The following is a 12,423-nucleotide window of genomic DNA, read 5'->3' as shown; positions in this document are numbered from 1 at the left end:
CTAGCGCCCGGCGTCCCGTCAGGCCGACAGGCGGCGGGCGAGCCACGCCAGGGCGAGGGGATAGCGGTACTCGATCGCGCCATGCCCGGCGTCGAAGAGCTCGAAGTAGACCCGCTCGTCCGGTACGCCCGCCGCCTCCAGAGCGCGGCGGAACGCCGTGGCCCCGAAGTCCAGGTAGTACTCGTCGCGGCTGCCGGCGTCCACCCAGATCGCCCGCATCGAGCGCAGCGCCTCGGCGTAGCGGGGCTCGGCGGCCATGACCACCGGGTCGCGGGCCAGCCAGCGGCTCCACACCTCGGGGATCACCGCCCCGGTGTCGTCGAACGGGACGTGTACGGTGCCGTCGTCGTCGGCCGAGTAGGCCGCGGAGTAGGCGTACATCTCCAGGAGCTCGAAGTCGCCCTCCCTGGTGCCGGCCAGACGGCCGCGGAAGTCGGCGAGGAACGTGTCGTAGGAGCCGTCGTACATGTCGCGCAACCTGCGGGCCAGGCCCGGGAACGCGTTCCTGTTGCCGACCTCGAACAGGGCGTCGCCGGCGTGCGTGGCGAGCGCGCCGAACACGTCGGGGGCCAGCATCGCGGTGACCATGGCCCCGTAGCCGCCGCTCGACTTGCCGGTGACGGCACGGTGGTCGCGGTCGGCGATCGTCCGGTAGCGGGCGTCCACCCACGGGACGACCTCGTCGCGCAGGTAGGAGTGGTAGCGGCCGGTGCCGGGCGAGTCGAGGTACTGGCTGCCGCCGAGCGCGGTCCAGGCGTCGACGTAGACGACGATCGCGGGCGGCGCCTGCCCGGCGGCGAACACGGCGTCGGCCAGCTCAGGGTACGGCCGGCGGAACGGCGTCCGGTTGAGCCACATGCCGACGTGCCCGGTGTAACCGAGCAGCACGTAGACGGAGGGGTAGCGGCGGTCGGGTTCGGAGTCGTAGCCGGGCGGCACGTACACCAGGAGGGGCCGTTCGTGCGGGTCGCCCAGGGGGTTGCCGCGCAGCAGGGCGCTGTCGACGACCTGGTGGTCGAGGCGTCCGGCCAGTTCGGCGGACCAGGGCAGCATGAATTCTCCTTCGGTTCAGCCGACCGACTCAGCCGACCGGCTCAGCCGACCGACGGGGTCACGGTGTCCACGTGCTTCTGGGAGACCGAACGCCCCGACACCAGGACGAGTTCGAGCGCGCGCAGGTCGGCCAGGCGGTCGAGCGGGTTGCCGCGGACCGCGATGACGTCGGCGCGCTTGCCCGCCTCCAGGCTGCCGGTCTCGGCCCCGGCCCCGCACGCGTCGGCGGCGCGTACGGTGGCCAGCTCGATGATCTCGGCGTTGCCGAACCCGGCCTCGGCGAAGACCTCCAGCCCCGACACAAAGTCGTCGGTGCGCTTGTCGAGCCCGGCGATGGCGAACCCGGTGTCGGTGCCGGCGACGAGCCTGATCCCGGCCTCGCGCATGGCGGCCAGGTTGCCCAGCCAGCGGTCCATCGGCTCGGCGCCGACGAGCGCGCGCAGGTTCCAGAACTGGCCGTGGACGGTGGGGCACACGTACGTGCCGCTCTCGGCGATGCGGTCGGCCAGCCGCGCGTCGTAGGCCGGGCCCGCCGGGGTGTGGAACGTGCAGTGCTCGATCGTGGTGACCCCGGCCTCCAGCGCGTTGCGGATCGACTCGGGGGCGTGGGCGTGGGCCGCGACGGTCCTGCCGCGCGTCGCCGCCTCCTCCACCGCGGCCCTGATCAGCGCGGCCGGGTACTGGGCCCGCCAGCTCGGCACCGAGCCGGGCGACATCTCGCCTCCCGAGGCCATCACCTTGAGGCAGTCGGCGCCGGCCCGCAGGTTCTCCCTGGCCACCCGTCGGACGGACGGCTCGTCGTCGGCCTCGCCGCCCATGTACCAGCAGTGGCCGCCGGTGACGGTGATCGGCCGGGTCGCGGCGATCAGGTGCGGGCCGACGGCGAGGCCGCCCTCGATCGCGTCGCGCAGGGTGAGGTCGAGGAAGCCGCGTCCGCCCAGGTCGCGGGCGGTGGTGACGCCGGCGGAGACGAGCTTGCGGGCGTTCTCGGCCATGCGCAGCAGCAGGTGGCCGTCGCGCACGGCGCTGCGGCCGGTCACCGGGTCGACAGTGCCGTCGAAGCCGAGGTGCACGTGCGCGTCGACCAGGCCGGGCAGGAGGGTGTGGCCGGGCAGGTCGAGCGTCTCGGGGGCGTCGCCCGCGCTGCCGTGGGGGCCCACCGACAGGATGCGCGAGCCGTCGATCAGCACCTCGCCGTCCGTGATGACCTCTCCGGGACGCCCGGTGAGCACCGTGCCGGCACGGATGATCCGCATGTCCTCCACCCTGTCACACACCCCGGACGCCGCCCACCCCACGCCGCTCCGACCGCGCTCGCGTGCGGGGCGAAGGGGGCCGGTGTGGGCCCGCGCCGGAACCCTTCTGATAAGAAGGTTTCCTTATTAGGGCATGATGGCCGTCCATGTGGACGCGCGACTTCGTGCTCTTCTTCACCGCCCGCACGGTGTCGATGCTCGGCTCGGCGATGATGCCGGTGGCCACCGCGCTCGGCATGCACGACGCCGGTTACGGCGCGACCGGCGTCGGCCTGGCGCTGGCCGCCTGGATGGTGCCGATGGCCGGACTCATCCTGTTCGGCGGCGTGCTCATGGACCGTTTCACCCCCCGCCGCATGATGGTCGGCGCCGACCTCACCAGGACGGCGACGCAGGCCGGCATGGCGGTCCTGTTCGGGCTGGGCCGGCCGGAGTTGTGGCAGGTCCTGGCGCTGTCGGCGGCGGCAGGGGCGGCGGCCGCCATGTACACGCCGGGCGTCGCGGGCACGATCTCGCGGATCGCGTCCGACGTGCAGCGGGCCAACGCCACCTTGCGCATGTCCGAGGCGATCATGCAGTTGCTCGGGCCGGGCCTGGCCGGCGCGCTGGTCGGGCTGGCCGGGGTGGGCGTGGTGTTCGCCGCCGACTCGGCCGGGTTCGCCGTCAGCGCGGCCTGCCTGCTGCTCATGCGGGTGCGGGTGGCCGGCTCGGGTGAGGAGCCGGTGCTCGTGCGGCTACGGGAGGGGTGGCGGGAGTTCCGGTCCCGGACGTGGATGTGGAGCGTCATCATGATCTGGGTGGTCTTCGGGATCACCCTGTTCGGGCCGCTGATCCCGCTGGGCTCGGTGATCGTGACCGACGCGTTCGGGGAGACCGCGTACGGGCTGGTCATGTCGGCGAGCGGGGCGGGCACGATCGTGGGCGGGCTGGTGGCGCTGCGGATCAGGCCGGCCAGGCCGCTGGCGGCGGGCGGCGTCGGCATGTTCCTGTTCGCGCTGGAGCCGCTGAGCTTCGCGGCCGGCGTGCCGCTCGGCGTGATCATGGCCTGTCACGTGCTGGGCGGGGCCGGATGGGCGTTCTGGTCGGTGATGTGGGCGACGAGCGTGCAGACGCTGGTGCCGGCCGAGGCGCTGAACCGGGTCAGCGCGTACGAGATCGGCGGCTCGACCATGTCGCTCCCGATCGGGCAGGCGCTGGCCGGGCCGGTGGCCGCCCTGGTGGGCTCCCGCGAGGTGCTGGCCTTCTCCGCGCTGGTCGCGGTCGCCGGCTGCCTGGTTCTGCTGTCCGTACGGCCGGTGCGGCAGATCACCGTAAGGCCGTGAGAAGAGGACCGTAAGGCCGCCCGCGCATCGTGGAGACATGACAACGACGCAGACCGCACAGTACGAGATCGTCCGCACCTTCGACGCCCCCCGCGAGGACGTCTACGCCGCCTGGACCGAGCCCGAGCGCTTCTCGCGCTGGTTCGGCCCCCGCATGCTGACCACGCCGGTCGGCCGGATCACCCTGGACGCCCGCCCCGGCGGCCGGTGGCGCGCGACGCTCGTCGGCGAGGACGGGTTCGAGGCCACGCTGGAAGGCTCCTACCGCGAGGTGCAGGCGCCCGCGCGGCTGGTGTTCACGACCGGCGACCCCGACAACCCCGGCGACGGCCCCGCCTCCGTGGTGACGCTCGACCTGCTCGACCGGGACGGCGGCACCGAGATGCGCTTCCACCAGTTCGGCGTCAACACCGACCAGGCCCACGCCGACCAGGCCAGGGCCGGCTGGGACGAGTTCTTCGACCGCCTGGCCGAGCATGTCGGGCGCTGACCGTCAGAACAGCCCCAGGGCGTCGTCCAGCTTGTACGTGCCGCCCCGCTCGTACGCCTCGGCGAAGACCCGCTCACCGAGCGCGTCGCGGACCCGGGCCGTGACGCGCTCGTCCTCCTCGCGTTCGGAGGCGGTCGCCGGGGTCTGGATCTGCTCGCGGATCGCGGCGGCCAGGCCCAGCAGCACCGCCGCCGGCTCGGTCGGCCCGGCCGCCGACGCCGCGCCCGCGACGCACGCCGCCGCCGTGCGCGGGTCGCCGATCCTGACCGCCGCGGCCAGCGCCTCCCGGTGCAGTTCCATGGCCGCGGCCGGGTCGCCGCGCAGCTCGGTGACGTGGCCCAGCTCTACCAGCAGGTCGGGCAGGTGCAGCGGGGGCTCGACGCCGGGGTCGCGCGGCAGGCCCTCCAGCAGGTGGTGCAGGTGCGACTCGGCCAGGTCGAGCAGCCCTGCGCGGCGCGCGGCGAACGCCAGGCCCATCTCGGCCATCGTCTCGCCCATCTTGTAGCCCTGGCCGAGCGCCAGCTTCATCGCCCGTCCGCACAGCTCCATGGCCTGGTCGTACGCGCCGCTGTGCAGCGCCGTCCAGCCCAGCCAGGCGATGCGCCCGGCCACCTCGGGCCACAGGCCGAGCTCCTCGGCCAGGCCCAGCCCCTCGGCGAACAGCCGGCGCGCCCGCTCGTGGTCGCCGGCCATCTCGGCCGCGCCCGCCAGCCATTCGGTGGCCTGCAACATGCCCCAGCGGTCGCCCAGCTCGCCGAACAGCCGCGCGCTCTCCCCCGCGTCGCGCTCCAGCGCCTCGGTGTCCCGCGTGGTGAACGCGTCCCGCGCCTGCCTGGCCAGCGCGACGGCGACGCCCCACGTGTCGCCGAGCTCGCGGCAGGCCGCCAGCGCCCGTCCGGTCAGCTCCTGGCCGGTGACCATGTCGGGCACGCCCACGCCGACGAACAGCTCGGCCCTCGCGCGCTCGCCCGGGTCGGCGATCCGGTCGATCAGCGGCTCCCACGCGACCTGCTCGCCCAGGATGAGCGCGAACCCGGCGTGCCAGGCCGCGGCCCGCTGCCGGGCCGGGTCGTCCGGACCTTCGACGGCCAGCGCCGCGCCCAGCGAGCGCCTGCCCTCGGCCAGCCGGCCGCGCAGGAACCAGTACCAGGCCAGCGCGTTGACCAGACGCGCGGCGGCGTCGGCGGCACCCTCGGCGATCGCGGTGTCGAGCGCGGCCCGCATGTTGGCCGACTCGGCGTCCAGGCGCAGCAGGCGGTCCCGCTGCTCGCCGCCGTACAGGCCGGGTTCGGACTCGATCGCCAGGTCCAGGTAGTGGCGCAGGTGCGCGCGGCGGACGCCGGCCAGCTCACCGGCGTCGGCGAGACGGCCTGCGCAGTACTCGGACACCGACTCCAGCAGCCGGTACCTGACCCCGGTCGTGCCCTCGGCGACGACCACGAGCGAGCGGTCGACCAGCCGGGCCAGCAGGTCCAGCACGTCGAGGCCCGGCTCGGCGCACACCGCCTCGGCCGACTCCAGGGTGCAGCCGTCGGCGTGCACGGCCAGGCGGCGCAGCACCACCCGCTCCTCGTCCGACAGCAGGTCCCAGCTCCAGTCGATCACGGCGGTGAGCGTCTGCTGCCGGGCGGGCGCGCCCCGCCGTCCGGACGCCAGCAGCCTGAACCGGTCGTCCAGCCGGTCCACCACGCCCTGGACGCCGAGCGCCCGCACCCGCGTCGCGGCCAGCTCCAGGGCCAGCGGGATGCCGTCGAGCCGCCGGCAGAGCTGGGCCACCGCCTGCGCGTTGCCCGCCTCCAGGGCGAACCCGCGGGCGGAGGCGGCGGCCCTGGCGACGAACAGGCGGACCGCGTCCGAGCGGGCCATCTCGGTCAGGTCCGTGCCCGCAGGCAGGCCGAGCGGCGGGACGCTCCACAACACCTCGCCGTCCACGCCGAGCGGCTCCCGGCTGGTGGCCAGCACGGTCAGCCGCGGCGCGGCGGCCAGCAGCACCTCGGCCAGCTCGGCGACCTGCTCGATCACGTGCTCGCAGTTGTCCAGCACGAGCAGCACGCGCCTCGGCCGCAGCGCCGCGGCCAGCCGCTCGTGGACGTCGCCGCCCGACGGGTCCTCGCGGATGTCCAGCGCCGCCATGATCGCCTCGGCGGGCGAGTGGGTGGCCTGGTCGAGCGCGACCAGCCAGACGCCGTCGGCGAACCCGTCCAGCAGCCGGTGCGCCGCCTCCAGAGCGAGCCTGGTCTTGCCGACGCCGCCGGTGCCGGTCAGCGTGACCAGCCGCTCGGCGGTGACCAGCGAGCAGACCTCGGCCAGCGCCTCGTCCCTGCCGACGAGCCTGCTGACGGACGCGGGCAGGTTCGTCGTGGGCCGCTCGGCGGGCAGGCTCAGCGCCGGGTCCTGGCCCAGGATCGCCTGGTGCAGCGCGACCAGGTCGGGGCCGGGGTCGAGGCCGAGCTCGTCGGCCAGGCGCTCGCGCAGCTCGGCGAAGCCCGCCAGGGCGTCGCTCTGACGTCCGGCCCGGTAGAGGGCGCGCATGTGGGCGGCGCGCAGCCGTTCCCGCAGCGGATGCCGGGCCACCAGGTCGCCCAGCTCGCCCACGAGCAGCCCGTGCTCGCCCAGTTCGAGCCGGGCCTCGGCGCGCTGCTCCAGCGCCGTCAGCCGCTGCTCCTCCAGCCGGACGATGGCCGACCTGGTGTACTCCTCGTCGGCGAAGTCCGCGTACGCCTCCCCCCGCCACAGCGCCAGGGCGTCGGCCAGCAGCCCCGCCCTGGTCCGGGGGCTGTCGGCGGCCTCGGCGCGGGTCAGCAGGTCGGCGAAGCGGGCCGCGTCGAGCGCTCCTGGATCGGTGCGCAGCAGGTAGCCGGGCGCCCGCGAGACCACCAGGTTCTTGCCACCCGGCTCGGCGTCCTCCAGCGCCTTGCGCAACTGCGAGACCCGCACCTGGAGCGCGCCCGCCGGGTTGCCCGGCGGCTCCTCGCCCCACAGGTCGTCGACCAGCCGGTCGGCCGAGACCGGATGGCCCTCGTGGACGAGCAGGTCGGCGAGCAGCGCCCGTACCTTGAGCCCGGGGATCGTCACGGGCTCCCCCGCGTCGGTCCACACGGCCAGCGAGCCCAGCACCCCAAAACGCATGTCCGTCACCTTATGTGCCGCCGTAAGCCGGCGAGAAGCACACCTGAAGCGCCCTCCGGCACCGTGAAGCCATCGAAAAGCGGTGAAGCCCATGGAAGGGGCAAACGACATGAAGACCGGCACCCTCGCGGGACGGCGTGAATGGACCGGACTCGCGGTCCTGGCCTCGGTGGCCCTGCTGCTCTCCATCGACCTGAGCGTGCTCTACCTGGCGCTGCCGCACCTGAGCGCCGGTCTCGGGGCCTCCGCGCCGCAGCAGTTGTGGATCCTGGACATCTACTCGTTCATGCTGGCCGGCTTCCTGGTGACCATGGGAACGCTGGGCGACCGGATCGGGCGGCGCAGGCTGCTGCTGATCGGCTCGGTGGCCTTCGCCGCGGCCTCGGTGGCCGCCGCGTACTCGGTGAACGCGGAGATGCTCATCGTGTCCAGGGCGCTGCTCGGCATCTCGGGGGCGACGCTGCTGCCGTCGTCGCTGGCGCTGATCCGCACGATGTTCACCGACGGCCGGCAGATGGGGACCGCGATCGGCCTCTGGTACGGCTGCTTCATGCTCGGCATGGCGGTCGGCCCGCTGGTGGGCGGGCTGCTGCTGGAGCACTTCTGGTGGGGGTCGGCGTTCCTGATGGGCGTGCCGTTCATGGCGGCGGTGCTGGTCGCCGGACGGCTGCTGCTCCCCGAGTACCGCGACCCGGACGCCGGCCGCCTCGACCTGGCCAGCGTGGCCCTGTCCCTGGCGACCATCCTGCCGGCCGTCTACGGGCTCAAGGAGATCGCGCGCGGCGGCTGGCAGACCGTGCCCGTGGCCGCGCTCGTCGCCGGGACGGCCTTCGGCGTGGTGTTCGTCCGGCGGCAGCGCAAGCTCGCCAACCCGCTGCTGGACCTGCGGCTGTTCGGCAACCGCGCGTTCGCGGCGACGCTGGGGATCATGTCGCTCGGCGGGATCGTCATGGCCGGGACCACGCTCATGACCACCCAGTACCTGCAGACCGTGGAGTCGCTGTCGCCGCTGGGCGCCGGGTTGTGGCTGGTGCCGCAGAACCTGGCCATGATCGTGGCCCTGACGGTCGCGCCGCGGCTCGCCGCCCGGATCGGCACCGCGTACGTGATGGCCGCCGGGCTGGCGCTGGGCGCTGTCGGGCTGTTCCTGCACACCCTGGTCCCGAGCGTCGGCGGGACCGGGCTGGTCGTCACCGGGCTGGTCCTGGCCTCGGCGGGCATCGCGCTGCCGATGGGCGCGGGCAACAGCGTGATCATGACGGCCGCGCCCGCCGAGAAGGCCGGGTCTGCGGCGTCCCTGACCGAGACGAGCGGCGAGTTCGGGGTGGCGCTGGGGGTGGCCGCGCTCGGCAGCCTCGGCACGGCCGTCTACCGTGGCCGGCTCCCCGAGCACCTGCCGGTGGAGGCCGTGCGGGAGAGCATCAGCGCGGCGGTGACCGCCGCCAAGGACCTGCCCGACCTGCTGGACCTGGCGCGGGCGGCGTTCACGGCGGGGCTGAACACGGTGGGGGCGGTGAGCGCGGTGGTCTTCGCGGGGCTGGCCGTCTTCGCCCTCCTCACCCTCCGCGACCACCGCCCGACACCCTGACCGCCCCTCCCCCTCGGACCGCCGGCCCGGCCGGCGGTCCTTCGTGGTTCCGGCGGGTTCCGGCCGTACGCCGGTCAGGTGGACGGCGGCGCCTTGCGGGCCGAGCCGCGGTAGCCGGCCGCGTCGTAGCGGCGTTCGTTGTCCGCCAGCTTGGCCGTCGCCGCCTCCACCAGGTCGACCCCCAGGACGTCGGCCAGCCGGACCAGGTACAGAGTCACGTCGCCGAGCTCGGCACGGACGCGGGCGAGCGTGTCGGCGTCGGGGCTCGCGGACTCCTCGGCGGTCAGCCACTGGAACTCCGCGACCAGTTCCCCGGCCTCCCCCGCCAGCGCCATCGCCAGGTTCTTCGGCGTATGGAACCTCTCCCAGTCACGGGCCCGCGCGAACTCCCGCAGCCGTACGGCCAGCCCCTCCAGCTCCTCGCTCACGCCACCCGACCCTACTGGCCCCGCCCCTCGATTCATCACCACCGGTGATAACAGTGCGGACGAACCCCGTCTGGTTCCCCGGCCGCTTCCGCGATCGACTGGCCGCCATGATCTCCCACCTCAGCGGACCGGCACTCATCCCCGGCGACCCCGGATACGACGACGAGACCGCCCGCTTCAACACCGTCGCCACCCCCGCCCGCCCCGCCGTGGTCGTCGGCGCACGGGACGTGACCGACGTCCGGAAGGCGATCGCCCACGCGCGGTCGGCAGGGCTCAGGGTGGCGATCCAGGCGACCGGCCACGGCCTGTCCACCCCCACGGACGGCGCCCTTCTCATCAACACCCGCCGGATGACCGGCCTGTCCGTCGACCCCGCCACCCGCACGGCCCGCGTCGAGGCCGGAGTGCGCTGGGGCCAGGTCGTCGACGCCGCCGCCGGGCACGGCCTCACCCCGCCGAACGGCTCCTCCCCTCTGGTCGGCGCGATCGGCTACACGCTGGGCGGCGGCCTGCCCGTACTCGGCCGCACGCTCGGCTGGGCCGCCGACCGGGTCAGCCCGAGACCCTGATCACCCCTCTTCGCGCCCTGCGTCCGGTCGAGGACACCGTCAGGGACCGTCCGTGCACCGAGATCGCCGCCGTCCACGAGGACCCCACGGAACCCGCCGCCTATCACGAGCTCTCCCTGATGCTGCACACCCTTGACCCCGGCCTGTTCGACCACGCCGAACCGGGCTTCGCGATGGTCGAGGTCCGCCGGCTCGGCGGCGCCCTGTCCGCCGCCCCGGACGTCCCGAACGCGATCGACCACCGCACGGCCGCCTACAGCCTGAGCACGATCGCACCCGCCACCACGACCGCCTTCACCACCACGAACACCTTCACCGCCCCGAACGTCTTCGCAGCCACGAACCCGAAACCGCCCCTGGACCTCGCCGACCCGTCCAGCACGGGCCTCCGCTTCCGCAACTTCCTGGCCGGCCCAGAAGCCCCGGCCTTGGCCGCCGAGGCGTACACCCCGGCCACCTGGAACAGGCTCACCTCCCTCAAGACCACCCACGACCCCCACAACCTGTTCCTGTGACCGCTCCACAACCCCGTCCAACGCTGTCTGGCGAACAAAATGAACGCGAGACGGCCCCAAATGGGTATGGTGATCCCGACAAGGGAGACGCCGTGCTTCTCAACTTCCGACTGGCCAACGTCCTGTCCTTCCGAGACGACCAGCGCCTCTCGCTGATCGCGACGGAGCTGAACGACGGCACCGCCCGTCCCATCCCGGTCCGTGAGGGAGGGCGGCCCGTCGCCGTGCACCCGGTCCTGGGGATCTACGGAGCCAACGCCTCGGGAAAGACGAACACGCTCGCCGGCCTGCGGTTGATGCGCCAAGCCGTACTGCACTCGGTGGCGTGGATCAGCGAGGAGAAGCCGACCCGCCGGATTCCCTTCGCACTCGACCCGAGCTGCGCGGACGACGACTCCTTCTTCGAAGCCGACCTCGAACTGGCGGGCGTCCGCTACACGTACGGATTCGAGCTGGACGACGAACGTGTCCACGCCGAATGGCTGCACGCCTATCCCAAGGGCCGGCGCCAGATCTGGTTCGACCGCGACGGCGACGACATCCGCTTCGCCGGGGAAGGGCTGCGCGGCGAGAAGCAGGACCTGGCGCGGAAGACCCGCCCCGACTCCCTCTTCCTCACGGTGGCCGCCGAGTGGAACAACGAGCAGCTGCTGCCCGTGTTCGAGTGGTTCCGCGACAATCTGTGGCTGATCAGCCCCGAGCAGGACCTGCCCCAGCGCCAGGAGTTCACCAAGGCCAGAGCCCTGGCGGACGAGCGCTTCAGGGATCAGGTCGGCCGCCTCCTGACCCGGGCCGACCTGGGCATCGTCGGCTTCGACGAGGACGCCCTCGCGCGAGGCGACGTGCGCCTGCTCCACCGCGCCGGAGACCACACGGCCTCTCTGGACTTCGCGCACGAGTCAATGGGGACGCGCGCCTGGTTCGCCATGCTGGGGCCGCTGCTGGAGGCGTTCAAGCGGGGCACCACGGTGCTCGTGGACGAGCTGGACGCGAGCCTGCACCCCGCACTGGCAGCCGAGGTGATCAGGATGTTCGAGGATCCCGAGGTCAACGCGCGAGGGGCGCAGATGGTGTTCACGACGCACGACGCGTCGCTGCTGCGTCCGCTCGCGGGCGGGGAACGCATCCTGGACCGTGACGTGGTCTGGATGGCGGAGAAGGACCCTCGGGGATCCACCGAGCTGTATCCGCTGTCGAGCCTGCGTCCACCGCCCCGTCCGCACGAGAACCTCGAACGCGGCTGGCTGCTCGGCCGCTTCGGCGGCGTCCCCCGAGTCGCACCCGGCGAGCTGGCACGCGAGGCGGGAGAGGCCCTCGCATGAGCCCCGACAAGGTCAAGAAGAAGCGGCAACGCGGTTCCAGCCTGACGGCCCAGCCGCCGCCCCGCGCCGCCAACCGCATCTTCTACGCCGTCGCCGAAGGCGCGGTGACCGAGTACGACTACCTCACGATGTTGCAGAACACGTTCTCCAGGCAGTGTTCCTTCCGCATCGACATGCCGAAGTACCGGCCCGACGACATGAAGCCGTGGAAAGTCGCCCAGCGCGCGCTGACCGTGGCCGAGGAAGACGCCCAGCGGCCGGACAACGAACAGTACGCGGAAATCTGGGCACTCTTCGACCGCGACCAGCACAGCGACCTGGACGACGCCCTGAACGCCCTCAAGGAACACTCCAAGATCAGAGTCGCGCTGTCCCATCCGTCTTTCGACTTCTGGCTCTACCTGCACTACGGCCTCTACGACCAGCCCCAGGACGGCTGGAATCACCAGGTTCATCAGTTGTTGTCGCAGCGGCCGGGGTTCGCGGGCTTCGGCCCCAGGGACAAGAGGATCACCAAATCGCGGGCCGACCACCTGCTGCCGCGCCTCAGGACCGCGTTCGACAATGCGCGGAGCCTGGACAAGCGCTGCGCCTCCGGCAAGTGCTCGCATCCACGAGGCGCCAGGCCACACTGCGGCCTTCTCGACCAGGATCCGTCCAGTGGCATGTGGCGTCTTCTGCAGAGCCTTGGCATCCTGCCGTTTCTCTGACGCCTTGGCGACCTGAGATCGCCAACCGGGGTTACGAA

At 73.0% G+C, this 12,423-nt stretch carries 11 protein-coding genes; 7 read left to right on the top strand and 4 right to left on the bottom strand.

Annotation, left to right across the window (positions count from 1 at the left end):
- Positions 1-18 precede the first annotated feature (18 nt).
- The gene (locus ABZ815_RS07075; protein ID WP_357694891.1) at positions 19-1,053 is read right to left on the bottom strand and encodes an alpha/beta hydrolase-fold protein; all 1,035 of its coding nucleotides are present in this window, start codon (positions 1,051-1,053) and stop codon (positions 19-21) included.
- 41 nt (positions 1,054-1,094) lie between these two features.
- Entirely contained in the window at positions 1,095-2,309 is a 1,215-nt protein-coding gene (locus tag ABZ815_RS07070; RefSeq protein ID WP_357694889.1) for an amidohydrolase family protein, read from the bottom strand.
- Positions 2,310-2,455: 146 nt separating this feature from the next.
- Here ABZ815_RS07070 and ABZ815_RS07065 point away from each other — a divergent pair, with 146 nt between their 5' ends.
- Together ABZ815_RS07065 and ABZ815_RS07060 are read left to right on the top strand one after the other, a co-directional pair.
- Entirely contained in the window at positions 2,456-3,631 is a 1,176-nt protein-coding gene (locus ABZ815_RS07065; protein ID WP_357694887.1) for an MFS transporter, read from the top strand.
- Between the two features lie 37 nt (positions 3,632-3,668).
- Positions 3,669-4,121 carry an SRPBCC domain-containing protein gene (locus ABZ815_RS07060; RefSeq protein WP_357694885.1) on the top strand — a complete coding sequence of 151 codons (453 nt, stop codon included), beginning with the start codon at positions 3,669-3,671 and terminating at the stop codon, positions 4,119-4,121.
- Positions 4,122-4,124: 3 nt separating this feature from the next.
- Here the strand turns inward: ABZ815_RS07060 and ABZ815_RS07055 are convergent, their stop codons facing one another.
- Entirely contained in the window at positions 4,125-7,250 is a 3,126-nt protein-coding gene (locus ABZ815_RS07055) for a BTAD domain-containing putative transcriptional regulator (RefSeq protein ID WP_357694883.1), read from the bottom strand.
- Positions 7,251-7,359: 109 nt separating this feature from the next.
- Between ABZ815_RS07055 and ABZ815_RS07050 the strand changes: the two genes are divergently transcribed.
- On the top strand, positions 7,360-8,838 hold the full coding sequence (locus tag ABZ815_RS07050) for an MFS transporter (RefSeq protein ID WP_357694881.1): 1,479 nt from the start codon (positions 7,360-7,362) through the stop codon (positions 8,836-8,838).
- A 74-nt stretch (positions 8,839-8,912) separates the two neighbouring features.
- On the opposite strand, the gene ABZ815_RS07045 is transcribed toward ABZ815_RS07050, so the two are convergent.
- Positions 8,913-9,266 carry a nucleotide pyrophosphohydrolase gene (locus tag ABZ815_RS07045; RefSeq protein ID WP_357694879.1) on the bottom strand — a complete coding sequence of 118 codons (354 nt, stop codon included), beginning with the start codon at positions 9,264-9,266 and terminating at the stop codon, positions 8,913-8,915.
- Between the two features lie 53 nt (positions 9,267-9,319).
- Here ABZ815_RS07045 and ABZ815_RS07040 point away from each other — a divergent pair, with 53 nt between their 5' ends.
- The 4 genes from ABZ815_RS07040 to ABZ815_RS07025 all read left to right on the top strand — a co-directional run bounded on the left by ABZ815_RS07040 (position 9,320) and on the right by ABZ815_RS07025 (position 12,385).
- The gene (locus ABZ815_RS07040) at positions 9,320-9,838 is read left to right on the top strand and encodes an FAD-dependent oxidoreductase (RefSeq protein WP_357694877.1); all 519 of its coding nucleotides are present in this window, start codon (positions 9,320-9,322) and stop codon (positions 9,836-9,838) included.
- 119 nt (positions 9,839-9,957) lie between these two features.
- On the top strand, positions 9,958-10,353 hold the full coding sequence (locus ABZ815_RS07035) for a hypothetical protein (protein WP_357694875.1): 396 nt from the start codon (positions 9,958-9,960) through the stop codon (positions 10,351-10,353).
- A gap of 92 nt (positions 10,354-10,445) precedes the next feature.
- Positions 10,446-11,675, top strand: a complete 1,230-nt coding sequence (locus tag ABZ815_RS07030; protein ID WP_357694873.1) for an ATP-binding protein — start codon at positions 10,446-10,448, stop codon at positions 11,673-11,675.
- Positions 11,672-12,385 carry an RloB family protein gene (locus tag ABZ815_RS07025; RefSeq protein ID WP_357694871.1) on the top strand — a complete coding sequence of 238 codons (714 nt, stop codon included), beginning with the start codon at positions 11,672-11,674 and terminating at the stop codon, positions 12,383-12,385. The genes ABZ815_RS07030 and ABZ815_RS07025 overlap by 4 nt, the downstream gene beginning before the upstream one ends.
- Positions 12,386-12,423 lie beyond the last annotated feature (38 nt).

Source organism: Nonomuraea sp. NPDC047529 (assembly GCF_040642995.1).
In the GTDB taxonomy this organism is placed as follows: Bacteria; Actinomycetota; Actinomycetes; order Streptosporangiales; family Streptosporangiaceae; genus Nonomuraea.
Note: the sequence above shows the minus strand (reverse complement) of the source record. Positions and strands in the feature narration are given on the sequence as shown.